We start from the raw sequence: 20,010 nt of genomic DNA, 5'->3' as shown, positions 1-20,010 counted from the left end.
CGGAGATCGACGGAAAATCCGAATCGACGTCGGTCAGTCACCGGGGCGCAGAACCGCGCTGCCGGCAGAGACGCTGGCCACGATCGAATTCCGCGCGTTCGACGACGTCTGCAGCCCGTTGTCGAGCGATCCGGCACTGACATCCTGACGTACGTCGTACTCCTCGTCAGGCAGTGTCAGCTCGAGCGAGCCAGCGCTCACATCGAGCTGCACCTCACGCGGTGCTGTCCCGGTGAGCTCGGCCTCCAGCCGTCCTGCAGAGATCGAGAAATCGGCGGTGGAGACGTCAGCCAGGTCGAACTCGGCGCGCCCCGCACTCAGATCCGCCTCGATGGTGTCCGCCGATCCCGTGATGAACAGCGCACCGGCGCCCACCTCGACGTCGATGTCACCGAAGTCACCCTGTACGTCGAGACTTCCTGCGCCGAGCGAGATGTCGGCGTCGAGCCTTTCACTGCGCAGCTCGTCCGGCAGGGTCAGAACCACACTCTGGTCGTCGTTGAACCAATCGCCGAACCACCAACCGAAATTCATCTCCGGGCTGTTCACGACGAGTTCGTCACCGTCGCGCGAAAGACTCCAACGGTCGTCGCCACTACCGGAGATCTCGAGCTGTGCCTGCTGGACATCACCGAACTCAACCCGCACCTCCGCGCCGCCGACATCGAGATCGATACCCGTGATGCCCGAGGCATCGATCTGTTGATGGGAATCGACCGGGGTACTCGCGTCGTTGACGGCGGCGACTGCCGCCGTGCCGCCGGTCGCGAGGAGAGCGACGCCGCCGAACACGGCGATCGCGACGGCACCCGCTCGCGCGCCGGACCCGCGCGGGGTCTCAGGACCCTGTACAGAACTGCCCGACGCCGGAGCACCCGGAGACGGTGCCTGCTGCGCCGGTGGCGGGCTGAGCGGCACATCATGTCCACCCTGATTGTTCTCTGCTTCGGCGTTCATCGTGCCGCTCCTGTCTGTGGGTGATTCCCGAGTGGCGGGTTTGTGAGCGGCCCAGTGCCGCTCCCGGTGTTCTCGATATGGGCGAGCGCGGCGAGCACTCGCCGGTTACCGGCTTCTGGTTCGAGGCCGAGCTTCTGAAAGATGGACGTGATGTACTTCTCGACGCTGCCCTCGGAGAGGAACAGCAGTCCCGCGATCGTCTGATTCGACTTGCCCTCGGCGATGAGTGAGAGCACTGTGCGCTCACGCTCGGTGAGCTGCAGCATCCGATCGTCACGATTGCGACGGGTGAGCAACTGTGCGACCACCTCCGGGTCAAGAACGGAAGCCCCTTCCGCGATCCGCTCGACTGAAGCGACGAACTCGGCCACATCCGCGACGCGGTCCTTGAGCAGATAGCCGAGTGGGCCGCCCTGCGCGGCGATCAGATCACTCGCGTAGCGCTCCTCGACGTACTGCGAAAGCACGAGCAGGGGAAGTGAGGGATGCGTCTTCCGCAGCCCGAGTGCCGCGCGGATGCCCTCGTCGGTGAACGTCGGGGGAAGGCGCACATCGAGGATGCACAGCTCAGGATCCGTCGTCCGCACGGCGTCGGTCAGGCCTTCGATGTCGGGCAGAGCAGCGACGACCTCGTGGCCCGAGTCCTCGAGCAGTCGCACGAGGCCTTCGCGCAGCAGCACGGAGTCTTCACAGATCAGGATGCGCATGGCACGCTCACCTCCAGCGATGTGGGACCGCCTTGCGGGCTGTCGAGACGGAAAGTGCCGCCCGCAGCGAGCACACGGTTCGAGATGCCGTCGAGTCCGCCACCGGGCTGGACCTGCGCACCGCCCATGCCGTTGTCCTCGACGCGGGCCCACAGCACGCCCCCTTCGCGGAGCCGCACGACCACCCGGCATTCGCTTGCCCGCGAGTGCTTGGCGGCGTTGGTGAGCGACTCTGCGATCGAGAAGTACACGGCGGCTTCGGCATCGCGGCTGCAGCGTCCGTCGATGCGGACGTCGAGCTGCACCGGGATGTGCGATCTGCTGGCGAGGGCGGAGAGCGCAGCATCCAGCCCTCGATCGTCGAGAACCGACGCATGGATGCCGCGTGCGAGCTGTCGCAGCTCGGTGATGGCGGCCTTCGTGGAAGTGTGAGCCTCGGCGATCAGGTCCTTGGCCTGAGCCGGGTCGTCATCGATCTTCTGGTGCGCGAGGCCCAGGGTCATCCCGACCGAGACCAGGCGTGGCTGGACGCCGTCGTGCAGATCGCGTTCGATTCGCGTGCGCTCGACGTCGGCCGCACGCACGGCGCCTTCACGCTGTGCACTGGTCGTGCGCACCTGCTCGGTCAGTTCGGCCTCACGGTTGGGAACGACGAGTGCACGGCTGATCGTGCGATGCAGAAGAGCGAGGCCGATGATGCCGGCGACGGCAGCGAGAACGCCGAGGATGCCGACCAGCACCGCCCACTCCACGCCGATCTGACCGACACCGAAGGCGAGCGGAATCGACACGGTCTCCGCGGTGCCGAGCGGCGCGAAGATGGTGATAGCCGCGAACACCAGCGCCCAGAAGAGCCGGAGCACCAGTGCACCGAAGATGCACGCGATGACGAAACTCGCCACTGCCCGCCACATGCGCCCGTCGATGCTCTGACGACCGAGCGAGCGCAGCCAGCCCCCGAAACCGGACCGCTGGCGGCGGCGAGGCTGCAGGTCGGGCACGTCGAGGCCGTACAGCCCTCTGATGCGAACGATCTCGAACCAGCCGAGCCCGAACAGGGCGTAGACGAAGCCCACCAGGAACAGCAGTCCGATTCCGAGGACGAAGAGCAGGGCCAGGCCGGTTCCGAAGGTGGCGGCCAGGATTCCGATGACGCCACCACCGAGTACGCCGAGCGCCGCAAGATGCAGGATTGTGAAGAACAGCCGCAGCGGCGGCGTTTTCGCCGGCGTCTGGGACACCGCGGAGGGGACAGTCTGAGTGGTCATGCCTCAAACGTAGGCCGCAGGTCGCGGGCCGCGACACCGTGTCACCCGGAGAGCTCCGTTCGGGTTTTCCCGACTACGACGATCTGATCTGCTTCACTGAAGCCATGACCGCACATGAGGGAGAACCGCACGCCGGCGGAATCGGACAGCGACTGAACTGGCTGCGCGCCGGAGTGCTCGGTGCCAACGACGGCATCGTCTCCGTCGCATCACTCGTCGTCGGCGTCGCCGGCGCGACCACTGACAACGCGGCGCTGCTGACCGCGGGCCTTGCCGGCCTCGTCGGCGGCGCTGTTTCGATGGCGCTCGGCGAATACGTCTCGGTGAGCAGCCAGCGCGACAGCGAACGGGCGCTCATCACGAAGGAACGCGAAGAGCTGCGGACGATGCCGGATGCTGAGCTCGCCGAACTCGCGGGTCTCTACCGTGACCGAGGGCTGAGCGATGAGACGGCGCTCAAGGTCGCAGAAGAGCTCACCGCGCACGATGCACTCGCCGCCCACCTCGAGGTCGAACTCGGCATCGATCAGGAAGACCTGGTCAACCCCTGGCACGCGGCCCTGTCGTCTGCGATCGCGTTCACGCTCGGCGCCCTGCTGCCACTGCTGGCCATCCTGCTCCCCCCGCCCGAGTGGCGGGTGCCCGTCACGTTCGTCGCCGTTCTGATCGCCCTCGCTGTGACGGGCGCGGTCGCCGCACGAATCGGAGGATCGCCGCCGCTTCGGCCGTCGATACGCCTCGTTGTGGGCGGAGCGCTCGCGCTGGCCGCGACCTGGTTGATCGGCACACTGCTCGGCACTGCGGGCGTCGTCTGATGACGAAGGGACGGATGCCGCGGCATCCGTCCCTTCGCTCGATCGTCGAGCGCGTCGAGAAGTCAGTTCGAGGTGAAGCCGACGAGCAGCCCGCCGGTGACCTTGACCGCCAGATTGTAGATGCCGGCGCCGACGGCGCCCAGCACGGTGACCACGATCAGGTTCAGGATCGACACGACCGCGGCGAACGCCATCACCTGGGGCAGGCCCATGAGAGAGGCGAGCGAGACCGATCCGTCGGTGATGTTGCCGACGAACTCGTCTGTCTGCGACATGATGCCGGTCGCCTGGAGCACGAGGAAGATCAGGAAGAACGAGACCATGGTCACGATCGCCAGCGCGACGGCGGCAAGGAACGACAGCTTCACAGCCGACCAGAAGTCGACGTAGACCAGGCGCAGGCGGACCTGCTTGCCGCCGGTCTTACGCGTCGATTTCTTCGCCAGCTTGTCGGCTACTGTGCTCATACGTCGTTGCTTTCCTCAGGGGTCTCAGTGTCGGGGTCCGCCTCGTCCAGTTCTTCGACGATGCGGCGTTCCCCGTTACGTGCGATGGCGAGGATCCGGTCCTTCTCGGATGTCCGGGCGAACACCACTCCCATGGTGTCACGGCCCTTGGCGGGCACCTCGGCCACGGCAGAGCGTACCACCTTGCCGCTGGACAGAACCACCAAGACCTCGTCGTCCTCGGACACGATCAGACCACCCGCGAGAGTGCCCCGGTCGTCGTTGAGTTTGGCGACCTTGATGCCGATTCCGCCGCGTCCCTGAACGCGATACGCGCCGACGGCGGTGCGCTTCGCATAGCCCCCATCGGTCACGACGAACACGAACGCGTTCTCGTCGGCGACGGATGCCGAGAGCAGATTGTCCTCGCCGCGGAAGCTCATTCCCTTCACGCCGGCGGTGGCGCGTCCCATCGGGCGCAGCGCGTCATCCGTGGCGTTGAAGCGCAGCGACATGCCGTGACGGGAGATGAGCAGAATGTCATCCGTGTTGTCGACGAGCAGGGCACTGACCAGCTCATCCTCTTCGCGGAGACGGATCGCGATGACGCCGCCCTGGCGGTTGGTGTCGTACTCGGTCAGTCGCGTCTTCTTCACCAGGCCGTCACGGGTCGCGAGCACCAGATAGTCGGCCACCGCGTAGTCGCGGATGTCGAGCACCTGCGCGATGTTCTCGTCCGGCTGCAGGGCGAGGAGGTTCGCGACGTGCTGTCCCTTCGCATCGCGGCCGGCCTCCGGCACCTCGTACGTCTTCGTGCGGTAGACACGACCCTTGTCTGTGAAGAACAGCAGCCAATGGTGCGTCGTCGTGACGAAGAAGTGCTCGACGATGTCATCCGCACGCAACTGCGCGCCTTTGACTCCCTTGCCACCGCGGTGCTGCGAGCGATAGTTGTCGCTGCGGGTGCGCTTGATGTAGCCCTCGCGCGTGACGGTGACGACCATCTCCTCTTCGGCGATGAGGTCTTCCATCGAGACGTCGCCGTCGAAGCCCTGCAGCACGTGGGTGCGACGGTCGTCGCCGAAACGCTCGACGATACCGGTCAGCTCATCGTGGATGATCGTGCGCTGGCGGGCCTCGTCGGCGAGGATCGCCTTGAACTCCGCGATCTGGGCCTCGATCTCGTTGGCCTCATCGATGATCTTCTGACGCTCGAGCGCGGCGAGGCGGCGAAGCTGCATCGCGAGGATCGCGTCGGCCTGCACGTCGTCGATGTCGAGCAGCGACTTCAAACCGGTGCGGGCTTCGTCTACCGTGGGGGAGCGGCGGATCAACGCGATGACCTCGTCGAGCGCGTCGAGCGCCTTGAGGTATGCGCGCAGGATGTGCATGCGCTCCTCCGCCTTGCGCAGACGGAAGGTCGTGCGCCTGACGATGACGTCGATCTGGTGTGCGATCCAGTTCGTGATGAACCCGTCGAGCGCGAGCGTGCGCGGCACGCCGTCGACGATCGCCAGCATGTTCGCGCCGAAGTTGTCCTGCAGCTGGGTGTGCTTGTACAGGTTGTTCAGCACGACCTTGGCGACGGCATCCCGCTTGAGCACGACGACGAGGCGCTGACCGGTGCGGTCGCTGGTCTCGTCGCGGATGTCGGCGATGCCGGTGATCTTGCCGTCACGGGCGAGGTCGCCGATCTTCACCGCGAGGTTGTCGGGGTTCACCTGGTACGGCAGTTCGGTGATCACGAGGCACGTGCGGCCCTGGATCTCCTCGACGTTGACGACCGCGCGCATCGTGATCGAGCCGCGTCCGGTGCGGTACGCCTCGTGGATGCCCTTGGATCCGAGGATCTGCGCGCCGGTCGGGAAGTCAGGACCGGGGATGCGCTGGATGAGTCCCTCGAGGAGCTCCTCACGAGGCAGGTCGGGGTTGTCCAGCGCCCAGAGCGCAGCGGCCGACACCTCACGCAGGTTGTGCGGGGGGATGTTGGTGGCCATACCGACCGCGATGCCGACCGACCCGTTGACCAGCAGGTTCGGGAACCGGGCCGGCAGAACGTCCGGCTCCTGGGTCTGACCGTCGTAGTTCGGGGAGAAGTCGACGGTCTCCTCTTCGATGTCGCGCACCATCTCGAGCGCGAGCGGCGCCATCTTCGTCTCGGTGTACCGAGGAGCGGCGGCGCCCATGTTGCCGGGGGAGCCGAAGTTGCCCTGGCCGAGCGCGAGCGGGTAGCGCAGCGCCCAGGGCTGCACGAGACGCACGAGGGTGTCGTAGATCGCGGTGTCACCATGCGGGTGGTACTGACCCATGACCTCGCCGACCACGCGAGCGCACTTCGAGAACGACTTGTCCGGGCGGTAACCGCCGTCGTACATGCCGTAGATCACACGGCGGTGCACGGGCTTGAGACCGTCGCGCACATCCGGCAGCGCACGGCCGACGATGACGGCCATGGCGTAGTCGAGGTAGCTGCGCTCCATCTCGAACTTCAAGTCGACCTGGTCGATCTTTCCGTGCTCGTGGAAGGGTGTCGCGTCGGGGCGGTCTTCGTCAGTCATGTGTTTCTTTCAGTTCCGGTCGTCGCTCAGAGTTCCTGCGCGTCAGATGTCCAGGAAGCGGACGTCCTTCGCATTGCGCTGGATGAAGCTGCGTCGGGATTCGACGTCCTCGCCCATCAGCACACTGAAGATCTCATCCGCGGATGCGGCGTCTTCGATGGTCACCTGGCGGAGGGTCCTGGTGGTGTGATCCATCGTGGTCTCCCACAGTTCCTTGGCGTTCATCTCGCCGAGACCCTTGTAGCGCTGCACGCCGTTGTCCTTCGGGATGCGCTTGCCGTTGTCGAGTCCGTGCTTGAGCAGGGCGTCGCGCTCGGCATCCGAGTACACGTACTCGTGAGGCTGGTTCGACCACTTGAGGCGGTACAGCGGCGGCATCGCGAGGTAGACGAATCCGGCCTCGATGAGTCCGCGCATGTAGCGGAACAGCAGGGTGAGCAGCAGTGTGGTGATGTGCTGACCGTCGACGTCAGCATCCGCCATCAGCACGATCTTGTGATAGCGCGCCTTCTCGATGTCGAAGTCCTCGCCGATGCCGGTGCCGAAAGCCTGGATCATCGCCTGGACCTCGCGGTTGCCCAGCGCCTTGTCGAGGCGTGCACGTTCGACGTTGAGGATCTTGCCGCGAAGAGCGAGGATCGCCTGCGTGTGCGGGTCGCGCCCCTGCACGGCCGAGCCGCCTGCCGAGTCGCCCTCGACAAGGAAGATCTCACTGATCGACGGGTCCTTGCTGGTGCAGTCCTTCAGCTTGTCCGGCATCGCCGCCGATTCGAAGACGCTCTTGCGGCGCGCGGTCTCGCGCGCCTTGCGTGCCGCCATGCGAGCGGTGGCGGCATCGATCGCCTTGCGGATGACGTTCTTCGCCTGGGCGGGATTGCGGTCGAACCAGTCACCGAGCTGATCGCCGACGACCTTCTGCACGAACGCCTTCGCCTCGGTGTTGCCGAGCTTGGTCTTGGTCTGTCCCTCGAACTGCGGCTCGCCGAGCTTGATCGAGATGACGGCTGTCAGGCCCTCGCGCACGTCGTCGCCGGAGAGGTTGTCGTCCTTCTCCTTGAGCAGGTTGTTCGCGCGGGCGTACTTGTTGACGAGTGTCGTCAGTGCTGCACGGAAGCCCTCTTCGTGCGTACCGCCCTCATGCGTGTTGATCGTGTTCGCGTAGGTGAAGACGTTCTCGGTGTAGCCCGTCGTCCACTGCATCGCGACCTCGAGCGAGATCTTGCGCTCGAGGTCTTCCGACTCGAAGTCGATGATCTCGTCGTTGACGACTTCGGCGTGACGCACCTTGTTCAGATATTCGACGTAGTCGACGAGACCGCGCTCGTAGAGGAAGAGGTCGGCCCGCTGCTTGGTGACAGTGGTGCCCTCTTCTTCCACCTCATACATCGCGCCCTCACGCTCGTCGCGCAGTTCGATGCTCAGACCCTTGTTCAGGAATGCCATCTGCTGGAAACGTGTGCGGAGGGTCTCGTAATCGAACTCGACACCCTCGGTGAAGATCTCGGGGTCCGGCCAGAACGTGATGTCCGTACCGGTCTCTTCGGTCTGGGCGCCCTGGATGAGCCCCTGCTTCTGCGGAACACCGCCGTTGCTGAAGCTGTGGTTCCAGACATGGCCCTGGCGCTTGATAGTGATGTCGAAGCGCGTGGAGAGCGCGTTGACGACCGAGGAGCCGACACCGTGCAGGCCACCTGAGACCGCGTACCCGCCACCGCCGAACTTCCCACCGGCGTGCAGGATCGTCAGCACGACCTCGACGCTCGACTTGCTCGGGTCCGAGGAGTGCGGGTCGACGGGGATACCGCGGCCGTTGTCGACGACTCTGACCCCTCCGTCGGCCAGGAGCGTGACGAGGATCGTGTCGGCGTGTCCGGCCATCGCTTCATCGACGGAGTTGTCGACGATCTCCTGAACCAGGTGATGGAGCCCTCGGGGCCCGGTCGAGCCGATGTACATACCGGGGCGCTTGCGAACGGCCTCGAGACCTTCAAGGACCTGAATCTCGTTTGCGCCGTACTCGCCCTGCTGCTTCTGCTTCGGGGTGATGGTTCGCTCAGCTTCGGGGGTGCCCCCGGTTGTCGATTCAGGCTCGTCAGCAGGGGTTTCAGGCGTCATCAGAGGTGATTCTCCACATCGATATCTCGAATTCCCAGTCTAGCGTGTCCGGGAGGGGATGACGTGGCTATACGGCCGTGTGTGGCCCTGAAATCGATCGGGATGCCTCGCTTGGTGTCCTACCCGTAGGTATCGCGTGGACCACGCCCTGGGACGGCTCTCGGGCCCCATTTCCAGGAGGGAACGTCAGGCCCGATGAAACGAAGGTTATTCACACCCGCCTGCGGGTAGCGTCTGCCGATCTCGGTGAGGATGGTCGCCCGCATGAACTGGAGGTTCTTCGCCCAGGCCGTTGAATCGCACTTGACCGTCAGCATCCCGTTCTCCAATGACACCGGTTCGGAATGCTTCGCGGTGTCTGAGCCGGCGAGATCCGCCCACTGCCGCACCAGGTCTTCGCGGGCGAGAGTGATCTCCCAACCGGAGTCCCGGCTGAGCTTGTCGAGCACGGCGCCGAGGACACCCGGATCGCGGCCGGGCGTGAACGGGGCGTTGTCATCGTCGTCACGTATGCGGCGCTTGCGCTTCCAGGATTTCGAGCTCGGCTTCAGGCCGCGAACGCGCAGGTAGGTCGCGACCGTCTCGGGGATGTCGGATGCCGCGTCACTCATCGACGTCCTCCTCAGCGTTGTCGGGGCCATGCTCGGTGGTGCTCTCGCCGCTGCTCTGCTCGGATCCGGCGCGGTCGTCCGTGATCGTTCCGGCGTCGATTCGGACGACGTGGCGATGCAGCTCCTCTGGAATATCCTCCTCGACCGCGGCGGTCACCACCACCTGTTCGTAGCCCACCGTGAGGCCGGCGAGTCGCTGTCGTCGATCCGCGTCGAGCTCGGCGAAAACATCGTCGAGGATCAGCACCGGGTCGCCGGCGGGCGATTCCGCACGCAGCAGCTCGGCGGATGCCAGACGCAGCGCGAGTGCGACCGACCAGGATTCCCCGTGCGATGCGTACCCCTTGACCGGCAGGGAGCGCACGCGCAGGAGCAGATCGTCGCGATGCGGACCGACGAGAGTCAGCCCGCGGTCGAGTTCCTGCGTGCGTTTCGCCTCCAGGGCTGCACGGAACATCTCGGCGATCTCGCCGCGTGAATCCGACGATCCCTCTTCGCCCTCTTCGGGGTCGCCACCGCGCACCGACAGCGCCCACTCGATCTGCGGGGTGTGATCCGCGCCGGCGATCGCGGTGTACGCGTCGGCCAGCGGCTGCTGCAGATCGGTCGCGAGACGCAGCCGCTGATCGATGATCTCGGATCCGAGCGCGACGAGCTTGTCGTTCCAGACATCGAGAGTCGCGAGGGCTTCGCCGCGGATGCCGCGGGCACGGGCCGACTTCAGCAACGCGGTGCGCTGCTTGAGCACACGGTCGTAGTCGCCGAGGACCCCGGCCATCCGCGGGGTGCGCTGGATCAGCAGCTGATCGGCGAAGCGTCGCCGCGACGACGGATCACCGCGGACGATCTGCAGATCTTCCGGCGCGAACAACACGACGTGCGCGTAGCGCGGAAGCTCATTGGTCTTCGAGGGCGAACCGTTGATGCGTGCCTTGTTCGAGCCCTGCCTGTTGATCTGCACTTCGGCGAGCACTTTTCGCTCGCCGACGGAGAGACGCGCGCGGATCACGGCGTAATCCTGACCGTCTCTGACCATCGGCGCATCCGACGACACCCGATGCGAGCCCAGAGTCGCAAGGAAGACCACTGCTTCTGCGAGATTCGTCTTGCCCTGACCGTTCCGGCCGACCAGCACGTTCGGGCCGGGGAGCAGGGCGAGTTCGGCGGTCGCATAATTGCGGAAGTCCACCAGGCTCAGATGCTCCACAATCACGGGTTCACCCTACCTTTTGCCACGGACAGGACGCCGGGCCGGTGATAGAGGTCAGCGGAGGAGAAGGTTGGGCTGGAGCAGGTACTTGAACGAGTCGTTGCCGGCCTGGTCGACGGAGGTCTGGCTGGTGATCAGCACCGGGCTGAGCTTGTTCGCGTTGTCGCTCGAGGTGAACGTGACCCGCACGAATTCGCTCCTGACCGCACTGAGCGCCTCGGTCAGGTACTGCGGGTTCAATCCGAGAGTGACGTCATCGCCGCCGGAGAGGTGGGCATCCACCGACTCTGATGCGCGCGCCTGCTCGCTGCCCGAAGCATCCATCGTCACGCTGTCGGATGTGAAGGTGAAGCGCAGCGGAGCAGCGCGATCGAGCACCAGGGCGACGCGTCGGACAGCTTCGATCAGGTCGGCGGTGTTGACGACCGCGTAGTGCTCCGTCTGCTCGGGGAACAGGCGACGCACTGGCGGGAAATTGCCCTTGATCAGGAGGGAGGTGACGGTCTTGTTGCCCGCGGTGAACGCGATGATCTCACGATCGCCCTGACCCGAGAAGGAGACCTGGATCGTGCCGGCGTGCCCGAATGTCTTCCCGACCTCGGTCAGCGTGCGGGCGGGGACCAGTGCCGTCTGCTCGGGAGCGTCGCCGTCCCAGGGCACATCGCGAAGCGACACCCGATAGCGGTCGGTGGCGACGAGGCTGAGATTGTGACCTGACACCTCGAGCTGCACGCCGGTGAGCACTGGTGTCACGTCATCACGGGACGCTGCGAAGCCCACCTGGGCGATCGCGGTGCCGAAGTCGTCTGCCGGGACGACGCCGGAAGATCCGGAGACCTCGGGAATGGAGGGATATTCCTCAACCGGCATGGCGGCCAGGGTGAACCGTGCGGATCCGCACTTGACGGTGATGCCGCCGTCTTCCTCGACGGCGATCTCGATCGGCGCGTTCGGCAGACGGCTGGCGATGTCGGAGAGCAGTCGGCCGTGAACGAGGATCGTGCCAGGTGTGTCGACCGTTGCCTCGATCGTCGTGCGGGCTGATGCTTCGTAGTCGAATGCCGAGAGGGTGAGCCCCTGCTCGCCCGCTTCGATCAGGACGCCGGCGAGGATCGGCTGCGGGTTGCGCTGGGGAAGCAGCTTGACGACGAATGACACAGCTTCGCTGAAGACATCGCGGTTGACCTGGAACCTCACGGGCGCTCCCTCGTCGTAATCACAAGAACTGAGACGGGTGGACCCCCGTCAGGGGTTCCCATCGTATCCCCACAGCAGCGATGCGCCATACGACGAGTTCTCCTGCTCTTGAGGTGATCGGATCGGACTCTCAAAGGGTTAACTCCTTAATGGTGTTAACCGCTGTGGAAACTGTGGATAACTCGGTGGATATCAATCGCGAGTAGGGAACTACATCTGTGTGAGATGTGGAATCAGTGAGGAATCCGCACTAAAACAGGGTGTGGGTGACATCAGTGTCATTCCGAGTTATCCACAGGTTGTCGCGATCGGCACACATTCGTCCCGAACTCGGCACGTATTCATCCACAAGTTATCCACATGTGCAAAGCGGCATTTATCTGATGCGCCCTGGTGCTGTCAACTCTCCGAAAGGGCGTCTTTCAGCGTCGGCCGAGCTGCGTGGTGATCTCGGTGACCTGGTTGTAGATCGAGCGACGTTCCTTCATGAGCTCACTTATCTTCTTGTACGCGTACATCACGGTCGTGTGATCGCGGTTGCCGAACAGCTGCCCGATCTTCGGCAACGACAGGTTCGTACGCTCGCGGCACAGATACATCGCGATCTGGCGTGAGGTCGCGATCTGCTGCGAACGACTCGATCCGTACAGGTCGTCGACCGTGAGTTTGAAGTACTGCGCGGTCGCCGTGATGATGTCTGTCGGCGAGATGATGTTGTCCTCTGCCGTGTCGATGATGTCGCGAAGCACGGTCTGGGCGAGGGAGATGTCGAGCGATGAGCGATTCAGGCTCGCGAACGCCGAGACGCGGATGAGGGCGCCCTCCAGTTCGCGGATGTTCGATGACACAACGGTCGCGATGTACTCGAGCACCTCGTCGGGGATGTGCAGTGCCTCGCTCTGCGCCTTCTTGCGGAGGATCGCGATGCGCGTCTCGAGGTCGGGCGCCTGGACATCCGTGATCAGACCCCACTCGAAGCGGCTGCGCATCCGGTCTTCGAAACCGGTGAGGTGCTTCGGCGCGACGTCACTGGTGATCACGACCTGCTTGTTGTGATCGTGCAGCGTGTTGAAGGTGTGGAAGAAGGCTTCCTGCGTCTCGGCGCGACCCTGAAGGAACTGGATGTCGTCGATGAGGAGGATGTCGACGTCGCGGTATCTGGCCTGGAACGCAGAGCCGCGGTTGTTGGCGATCGAGTTGATGAAGTCGTTCGTGAACTCCTCGCTGGAGACGTAGCGGACCTTCACTCCCGTGTAGAGGGACTGCGCGTAGTCGCCGATCGCGTGGAGCAGGTGCGTCTTGCCGAGGCCCGAGTCGCCGTAGATGAAGAGCGGGTTGTACGCCTTGGCCGGCGCCTCGGCGACAGCGACTGCGGCCGCGTGCGAGAACCGGTTGGACTGGCCGATCACGAAATTGTCGAACGTGTACTTCGGGTTCAGCCTGGACTCATGGCGCATGGGAGTGGGCTGTTCCATGGGCGATTCGCTGCGAGGCATGTCGGAACGATTGAAGTCCGCGACGACGATCGGCGCCGTGGGCTGCTCGGCGAGCTCATGATTCACGACCACGCGGAACGCCGTGACCTCGTCACCGAGGTGAGTCAGCGCCTCCATGATCGGCATGCGAAGACGCTTGTTGATCTGTGCCGCCGTGAGGTCGTTCGGCACGTCGAGGTAGAGCGTCGCGCCCATGACTCCGGCAGGAACCACGAGACTCAGGAAGCCCTGCAACTGGGGCGTCACGCGGTCGTCGTGATCGAGGAGATCCGCCACCTGCGCCCAGATCGGAACGTCGGGCTGGGCAGGAGAGGACATATTGCTCCGGGCAAGGGCTCGCGGAGGGTGGGCCGAATCGGCTTTCCCCCCTGTGGATAACTTCGGATGCCACGGTAGTCATCCGCGCTGTGAACGGCAACCTGCCTGTGGAAAACCGCGGGTGTGTTGCGCAGCCCGCGAGTGTCGAGGTTGTGGATAATTGCTGTGCGGAGTCTTGATACTCGAACCGGTCGTGGCGTGGAGATTTGCCCTCTGCGCCGGTAAGACGTACCCTTAATCGGTTGACTTATGTCCGAAATCGGGCAGTTCCCTATGTCTCCGGTCGTACACATCCGGTGACAGCGTTCCCGGAGTGATCCCATGACCAAGCGTACGTTCCAGCCCAACAACCGCCGCCGCGCCAAGAAGCACGGTTTCCGCGCCCGTATGCGCACGCGCGCCGGCCGTGGCATCCTCTCTGCTCGCCGCGCGAAGGGCCGCACCGAGCTCTCGGCGTAAGCCTCGTGCTCGCCCGTCCGTTCCGACTGACGCGAGGCACCGACTACAGATCGGTCGTCCGTCGCGGTGTTCGGTGCGGGGGCGCCCGAGTCATCACGTCAATGTTGGCGACCGGTGAAGCACGTGAACCCAGATTCGGGTTCATCATCAGCAAGCAGGTGGGCACCGCTGTGATCCGCAACACCGTACGTCGACGGCTCAAAGCCGTGTGCGCACGGGTGATCGCAGACGTTCCCGAGGGCACGGATGTCGTCATCCGTGCCCTTCCTGCGTCCGCGACCGCCACGTTCGCTGAGCTCGATGCCGATGTGACCCGGTGTCTGGCGCGTCTGAGTCGCGAACGAGCTTCGGCATGAGTGCGCTTCCCTCCTACGCCATGGGCTCGGGGCATCTGCATGCCAGCGACGTCGTGCGCAGCATCCCGCTCGTGCCGCGGAATCTCGTCCTGGGATTCCTGGCCGGCTACCGCGCCGTGATCTCCCCACTCTACGGAGACGTCTGTGCGTACTACCCGTCCTGCTCGGCTTACGCTGTAGGTGCGGTGCAGCAGCACGGTGCCGTGAAGGGAGCGGTGCTCTCGGCATGGCGGATCCTGCGCTGCAATCCCTGGACCAAAGGCGGCGTCGACGACGTTCGTCCTCATGACCACTTCCGATACGACTTGACCGCTCGAGGTTTCGTCGTACCTTCCCGAAAGGACTGATCAGTGGGTCTTGACCTTCTGCTCGCCTCTGCGACCCCGACCCCGGATGCCGGTGGTGGTGGTGGCTTCGACCTGCTCGGCACCATCCTGTGGCCGCTGAAGTGGGCTGTTGAGCTCATCCTCGTCGCCTGGCACTGGCTGTTCACCACGATCGGACTTCCGGAGGCATCCGGAATCACCTGGATCCTCTCGATCGTCGGACTGGTCATTGTCGTTCGTGGAGCAGTATTTCCCCTGTTCGTGCGGCAAATCAAGAGCCAGCGCAAGATGATGGAAATCGCTCCTGAGATGAAGAAGATCCAGGAGAAGTACAAGGGCAAGAAGGATCAGCTCTCTCGTGAGGCCATGAGCCGCGAGACGATGGGTCTGTACAAGAAGCACGGCACCTCGCCGATGTCGAGCTGTCTGCCGCTGATCGTGCAGATGCCCATCTTCTTCGCATTGTTCAGCGTGCTCAACGACGTCACGAAACATGCACAGAACAACCTCGGAGGCGTCGGGCTCCTCAGCTCCGAGCTGACGAAGCAGTTCTATGACGCCACGATCTTCGGGACGGTGTCGCTGCACGGGACCCTCGGTCAGGCTGTCGAGACTCAGAACACGATCGCCATCGTGCTGCTGGTCATCCTCGTCGTGCTGATGATCGGATCGCAGTTCTTCACGCAGCTGCAGATCATCTCGAAGAACCTGTCGCCCGAGGCCAAGACCGGCCAGGCGTACCAGATGCAGAAGATCATGCTCTACGTGCTGCCGCTGGGCTTCATCTTCTCCGGCGTGTTCTTCCCGCTCGGCGTCGTCGTGTACTGGTTCATCTCGAACCTCTGGACCATGGCACAGCAGTTCCTCGTCATCCGCGAGATGCCGACCCCTGGCTCCGAAGCAGCCAAGGCGCGCGAAGAGCGTCTGGCACGCAAGGGCAAGGCGATCGACTCCTCCGGCAAGGTCGTCCCGATGTCGGTGTACGAGGCGGAGCAGAAGCGGATGCTGGATGAGGCCGAGAAGGCCAAGCAGAGCGCACCGAAGCGCCAGCAGCCGGTGGGTAAGAAGCGAGCCAAGAAGAAGGGCCCCAACTCATGACCGGTGAGAACGTCGTCGAGCGCACTGTTGATCGTTCTGAGCCGACCGTAGAGCAGCTCGAGCACGAGGGCGATGTCGCTGCGGACTTCCTCGAGGAACTGCTCGACATCGCAGACATCGACGGGGATCTTAATCTTGACGTGCGCCAGGGACGGGCCTATGTGTCAGTCGACGCGGAGGGTGAGGACATCTCCGTGCTTGCTGACCCAGACACAGTGCAGGCACTTCAGGAGATCACCCGACTCGCAGTGCAGAGCAAGACCGGTTCTTTCTCTCGTCTGATCCTGGACGTCGGTGGATCCCGTGATGCACGTCGCCGACAGCTCGAGAAGCTGGTGGACGCCGCGGTCGTGAAGCTCGACGAGGGTGCATCACAGGCGTCACTTCCTTCGATGTCCAGCTATGAGCGCAAGCTGGTGCACGACATCGTCGCTGACCGCGAACTGGTTTCAGAGTCCTACGGCGACGGCGCCGATCGCCACACGGTGATCCGTCGTCGCTGATGTTTCACGTGAAACATCGCGGGGGATCGGCATGACTTCACTCGAGCTGGAGCCAGTCGTCGCCGCATCGATCTTCGGTGATCGAATCGATCTCGCTCGTCAGTTCACGACTGCACTCGCGGAGCACGGTGAAGAGCGTGGACTGATCGGCCCCCTTGAGCTTCCCCGCCTCTGGAACCGCCACATTCTCAACAGCGCGATCGCTGCGCCGATCTTCCGTGGAACTGTTGCGGACATCGGATCAGGCGCCGGGCTGCCAGGACTCGTGCTCGCGATCGCGCGGCCGGACGTGACGTGGACTCTCGTCGAGCCGATGGAGCGCCGCGTCAACTGGCTCAACGAGCAGGTTGCCGAGCTCGGACTTGAGAACGTGGAAGTGCTGCGAGCACGCGCAGAGGATGTACGTGCGGTCGGGAACTTCGATTTCGTCACGGCACGCGCCGTCAGCGCCCTGCGGACACTGATCCCCTTCACAGCGCCTTTGCTGCGTGATGGGGGAGAGCTCGCGCTGCTCAAGGGAATGAACGCGCCGGCTGAGATCGACGCCGCTGCAAAGCAGATCAAGAAGTATCGGCTCAGTGACGTGCGCGTTGAAGTGCTGGGCGAAGGCCTGCTCGACGAGACGACTCGGGTCGTCAGGGCTACTGTTCGGGGCTAGGTTTTCTACGGAGCTGAGTACCTTACTACCGGGCTCCGGGATGCGTATTGCCGGGCTCCGGGATGCCGGCTCTCTCGCAGAACGGGTACTCTCCCCGCAAGCGGGGACCCCTCCCGATGCTCGTTCGTCCGGCATCCCTGCGCCCTCTCCTGCACCTGCGGGGGAACGAGCGAGCTTCGCCGCTCCTCATTGCGGATGGGTGGGTGATGTTGCGGAGAGCTGGGTGATGTTTCACGTGGAACATCCGTCTTCTTTGGCGCTTCTACGGTCGTTAAGGCGGGGAGACTCCGCTGACAAACGCACTGAGTGAGTGCGGTGCGTCGACGTGAAGTTCACCGCTTCCGCGAGTTCAGGCGTCGTGGGCAGTTCGGGTCGTGTTTCACGTGAAACATTCGCTTGAGTGCGACATCCGTCGCCATCGGATCAGTCGTAGTCCACGTGTGCAGAATGATTCGTCATCGCCGATGACCGAACTGGTGCTCACAAGGCGCAAGCGGCGGGCGAATGGCGCACCCCACAGCAGATCGTCATCGCGACATTCTTCCTCTCCATCGGCGTGCATCATCGGTACCGTCAAGGTTCACGACAGGGGATGACCGATGGCCACCAGGACCGCCGCCATCCAGATCCATCCCGTCGCAGGGATGGGTGGGTGCTTGAGTCATATGTCTCAACAACATGAGGTTGACCACCACCGGGCCGTTTCACGTGAAACATCTCTGACAATGCAGAGATACGACAGCCCGTCTCTGTACGACACCCCACTAAGTTCTGGATGGTCTTATCCATGTTCGAAGGAACTGACGGGCGCAGGGATGCCGGACGAACGAGCATCGGGAGGGGTCCCCGCTTGCGGGGAGGGTACCCGTTCTGCGAGAGAGCCGGCATCCCGGAGCCCGGGAGGAAGGTCTCTCAAGCCCGGCTCGGGTCAGAAACGTCCGCCCCAGCGATTAGAGTGGAACACGGTCCCGAAAGGAGTGGATGTTTCACGTGAAACAGTCTGAAAAGGCAGCACCGAACAGTACTTTCGGGGTAGACACTCCACTGGCACGCGAGATCGCTGATCTGAGCGCGCGCAGGCGTGCGCTGGAGGCGACAACCGTTCAGTTTGATGGGGACACGCGTGTACTCACGGTGTCGAACCAGAAGGGCGGCGTCGGCAAGACGACGACCGCGGTCAATGTCGCATCCGCCCTGGCAAGCTTCGGTGCCAAGGTTCTGGTCATCGATCTCGATCCGCAGGGCAACGCATCGACAGCCCTGGGCGTACCGCACAATGCGGAGACGCCGAGTGTCTACGACGTTCTGATCGACGATGTTCCTCTTGCTGACATCGTTCAGCAGAGCCCGGAATCACCCAACCTCCTATGCGCGCCCAGCACGATCCATCTCGCAGGTGCAGAGATCGAACTCGTCGCTCAGGTCGCACGTGAGCACAGACTCCGCAACGCCCTCAGCGCATACCTGGACGAGAACACCGTCGACTTCGTCATCATCGACTGCCCTCCGTCGCTGGGGCTCCTGACGATCAACGCCTTCACTGCAGCATCCGAGGTCTTCATCCCGATCCAGTGCGAGTACTACGCACTGGAGGGTCTGAGTCAGCTGCTCGGCAGCATCCAGATGATCCAGAAGCACCTCAATCCCGAGCTTCACCTCTCCACGATCCTGCTCACCATGTACGACGGGCGCACCCGTCTGGCGCAGCAGGTAGCGGATGAGGTGCGCACGCACTTCCCCGATCAGGTACTGCACACGGTCATCCCGCGTTCGGTGCGAGTGTCGGAGGCGCCGAGTTTCGGCCAGACGGTGATCGCGTACGACGGAACATCCGCCGGAGCGATCGCATATCGTGAGGCCGCTGTCGAGATCGCGTCCCAGAAGACGCAGAGCAAGGAGAACTGATGGCCAAGCGCACCGGATTGGGCCGAGGAATCGGCGCACTCATCCCCACGGCGGATCAGTCGGAACGTCCGGTCGACGTGTTCTTCCCCGGCGCATCTCTGCGACCCGCCGCTGACATGACGATCACGGTCCCCGACGAGCTCCCCGCAGAAGCCCCCGATCTTGCTGCGGTGCCAGGCATCCACCTGATCCAGATCGATCCGAAGCTGATCGTTCCGAACCCGCGGCAGCCACGAACGCACTTCGACGAGGACGACCTCGCCGAGCTCGTGCACAGCGTGCGCGAGTTCGGCGTGCTGCAGCCGGTGATCGTACGCAAGAACACCGACGGCGACTACGAACTGATCATGGGGGAGCGCCGCACGCGCGCTGCCCGCGAAGCCGGACTCGACGCGATCTCGGCGATCGTCAGGGAGACCGCCGACGAGAACCTCCTGCGCGACGCGCTGCTCGAGAACCTGCACCGCTCCGAGCTGAACCCGTTGGAAGAGGCTTCGGCCTACCAGCAGCTGCTCGAGGACTTCGGAATCACCCAAGAAGAACTCGCGACGCGCATCGGCCGCTCGCGTCCGCAGATCAGCAACACGATCCGGCTTCTCAAGCTTCCGGTACCCGTGCAGCAGCGCGTCGCAGCCGGCGTGCTCTCGGCAGGTCACGCTCGGGCGCTGCTTTCCCTCGACAGCCCCGAGGCGATGCAGAGACTCGCAGACAAGGTGATCAACGAAGACCTCTCCGTCCGCGCCACCGAGGAAGCGGCCAAATCTTCCTCCTCGGCAGGGACGAAGACTCCCAAACCGCAGCCGGGCGCACGTCGGGCGTATCTCGACGAGGTCTCGGGAAAGCTCGGCGACCGACTGAACACCCGGGTGAAGATCACTCTTGGTGCAAGAAAAGGCCAGGTCGCGATCGAATTCGCGTCCATTCAGGATCTCAACCGGATCCTCTCGGAACTCGGCGAAGAGGGCTACGGATCCTGAATATCTGACCGTTTCATCGCGGTGTAGCTG

General features: G+C 63.9%; 19 protein-coding genes. 9 read left to right on the top strand and 10 right to left on the bottom strand.

The window, feature by feature from the left end:
* Nucleotides 1-33: 33 nt before the first annotated feature.
* From IEV67_RS04330 to IEV67_RS04320, 3 genes are read right to left on the bottom strand one after another with little or no spacing between them, the layout of a single operon-like run.
* Nucleotides 34-957: a DUF4097 family beta strand repeat-containing protein gene (locus tag IEV67_RS04330; protein ID WP_188435318.1), complete on the bottom strand. Its 924-nt coding sequence runs from the start codon at nucleotides 955-957 to the stop codon at nucleotides 34-36.
* Nucleotides 954-1,664: a response regulator transcription factor gene (locus IEV67_RS04325; RefSeq protein WP_188435317.1), complete on the bottom strand. Its 711-nt coding sequence runs from the start codon at nucleotides 1,662-1,664 to the stop codon at nucleotides 954-956. The genes IEV67_RS04330 and IEV67_RS04325 overlap by 4 nt, the downstream gene beginning before the upstream one ends.
* On the bottom strand, nucleotides 1,652-2,932 hold the full coding sequence (locus IEV67_RS04320) for a sensor histidine kinase (protein WP_188435316.1): 1,281 nt from the start codon (nucleotides 2,930-2,932) through the stop codon (nucleotides 1,652-1,654). Before IEV67_RS04320 ends, IEV67_RS04325 begins: the two co-directional genes overlap by 13 nt.
* Before the next feature lie 104 nt (nucleotides 2,933-3,036).
* Between IEV67_RS04320 and IEV67_RS04315 the strand changes: the two genes are divergently transcribed.
* Nucleotides 3,037-3,747, top strand: a complete 711-nt coding sequence (locus tag IEV67_RS04315; RefSeq protein WP_188435315.1) for a VIT1/CCC1 transporter family protein — start codon at nucleotides 3,037-3,039, stop codon at nucleotides 3,745-3,747.
* Between the two features lie 62 nt (nucleotides 3,748-3,809).
* Here IEV67_RS04315 and IEV67_RS04310 read toward each other — a convergent pair whose 3' ends face one another.
* The 7 genes from IEV67_RS04310 to dnaA all read right to left on the bottom strand — a co-directional run bounded on the left by IEV67_RS04310 (nucleotide 3,810) and on the right by dnaA (nucleotide 13,575).
* A complete protein-coding gene (locus tag IEV67_RS04310) occupies nucleotides 3,810-4,214 on the bottom strand; it encodes a DUF3566 domain-containing protein (RefSeq protein ID WP_033105587.1) in 405 nt (134 codons plus the stop codon).
* Entirely contained in the window at nucleotides 4,211-6,751 is a 2,541-nt protein-coding gene (gene gyrA, locus IEV67_RS04305) for a DNA gyrase subunit A (protein ID WP_188435314.1), read from the bottom strand. Before gyrA ends, IEV67_RS04310 begins: the two co-directional genes overlap by 4 nt.
* A gap of 42 nt (nucleotides 6,752-6,793) precedes the next feature.
* Nucleotides 6,794-8,866, bottom strand: a complete 2,073-nt coding sequence (gyrB, locus tag IEV67_RS04300) for a DNA topoisomerase (ATP-hydrolyzing) subunit B (RefSeq protein WP_188435313.1) — start codon at nucleotides 8,864-8,866, stop codon at nucleotides 6,794-6,796.
* A 119-nt stretch (nucleotides 8,867-8,985) separates the two neighbouring features.
* Nucleotides 8,986-9,477, bottom strand: a complete 492-nt coding sequence (locus IEV67_RS04295; protein WP_188435312.1) for a DciA family protein — start codon at nucleotides 9,475-9,477, stop codon at nucleotides 8,986-8,988.
* A complete protein-coding gene (gene recF, locus IEV67_RS04290; protein WP_188435311.1) occupies nucleotides 9,470-10,690 on the bottom strand; it encodes a DNA replication/repair protein RecF in 1,221 nt (406 codons plus the stop codon). Before recF ends, IEV67_RS04295 begins: the two co-directional genes overlap by 8 nt.
* Before the next feature lie 51 nt (nucleotides 10,691-10,741).
* Complete coding sequence (gene dnaN, locus IEV67_RS04285) at nucleotides 10,742-11,884, bottom strand: DNA polymerase III subunit beta (protein WP_188435310.1); 1,143 nt, start codon at nucleotides 11,882-11,884, stop codon at nucleotides 10,742-10,744.
* Nucleotides 11,885-12,306: 422 nt separating this feature from the next.
* A complete protein-coding gene (gene dnaA, locus IEV67_RS04280; RefSeq protein ID WP_373284447.1) occupies nucleotides 12,307-13,575 on the bottom strand; it encodes a chromosomal replication initiator protein DnaA in 1,269 nt (422 codons plus the stop codon).
* A 444-nt stretch (nucleotides 13,576-14,019) separates the two neighbouring features.
* On the opposite strand from dnaA, the gene rpmH reads away from it, so the two are divergent.
* The 8 genes from rpmH (at nucleotide 14,020) to IEV67_RS04240 (ending at nucleotide 19,980) form a co-directional block, all read left to right on the top strand.
* The gene (gene rpmH, locus IEV67_RS04275; protein WP_033105593.1) at nucleotides 14,020-14,157 is read left to right on the top strand and encodes a 50S ribosomal protein L34; all 138 of its coding nucleotides are present in this window, start codon (nucleotides 14,020-14,022) and stop codon (nucleotides 14,155-14,157) included.
* Nucleotides 14,158-14,162: 5 nt separating this feature from the next.
* Nucleotides 14,163-14,513 carry a ribonuclease P protein component gene (gene rnpA, locus IEV67_RS04270; protein ID WP_188435308.1) on the top strand — a complete coding sequence of 117 codons (351 nt, stop codon included), beginning with the start codon at nucleotides 14,163-14,165 and terminating at the stop codon, nucleotides 14,511-14,513.
* Nucleotides 14,510-14,860 (top strand): membrane protein insertion efficiency factor YidD, encoded by a 351-nt coding sequence (gene yidD, locus IEV67_RS04265; protein WP_188435307.1) that lies wholly within the window; start codon nucleotides 14,510-14,512, stop codon nucleotides 14,858-14,860. The genes rnpA and yidD overlap by 4 nt, the downstream gene beginning before the upstream one ends.
* A gap of 3 nt (nucleotides 14,861-14,863) precedes the next feature.
* Nucleotides 14,864-15,937 (top strand): membrane protein insertase YidC, encoded by a 1,074-nt coding sequence (gene yidC / locus IEV67_RS04260; RefSeq protein ID WP_188435306.1) that lies wholly within the window; start codon nucleotides 14,864-14,866, stop codon nucleotides 15,935-15,937.
* Complete coding sequence (locus IEV67_RS04255) at nucleotides 15,934-16,440, top strand: Jag family protein (RefSeq protein WP_188435305.1); 507 nt, start codon at nucleotides 15,934-15,936, stop codon at nucleotides 16,438-16,440. Before yidC ends, IEV67_RS04255 begins: the two co-directional genes overlap by 4 nt.
* Before the next feature lie 31 nt (nucleotides 16,441-16,471).
* Complete coding sequence (gene rsmG / locus IEV67_RS04250) at nucleotides 16,472-17,098, top strand: 16S rRNA (guanine(527)-N(7))-methyltransferase RsmG (RefSeq protein WP_188435304.1); 627 nt, start codon at nucleotides 16,472-16,474, stop codon at nucleotides 17,096-17,098.
* Between the two features lie 981 nt (nucleotides 17,099-18,079).
* Nucleotides 18,080-19,003 carry a ParA family protein gene (locus tag IEV67_RS04245; protein ID WP_188435303.1) on the top strand — a complete coding sequence of 308 codons (924 nt, stop codon included), beginning with the start codon at nucleotides 18,080-18,082 and terminating at the stop codon, nucleotides 19,001-19,003.
* Nucleotides 19,003-19,980 (top strand): ParB/RepB/Spo0J family partition protein, encoded by a 978-nt coding sequence (locus IEV67_RS04240; RefSeq protein WP_188435302.1) that lies wholly within the window; start codon nucleotides 19,003-19,005, stop codon nucleotides 19,978-19,980. Before IEV67_RS04245 ends, IEV67_RS04240 begins: the two co-directional genes overlap by 1 nt.
* Nucleotides 19,981-20,010 lie beyond the last annotated feature (30 nt).

This window comes from Microbacterium murale (assembly GCF_014635185.1).
Classification (GTDB): domain Bacteria; phylum Actinomycetota; class Actinomycetes; order Actinomycetales; family Microbacteriaceae; genus Microbacterium; species Microbacterium murale.
This window is presented reverse-complemented; position numbering and strand designations above follow the sequence as displayed.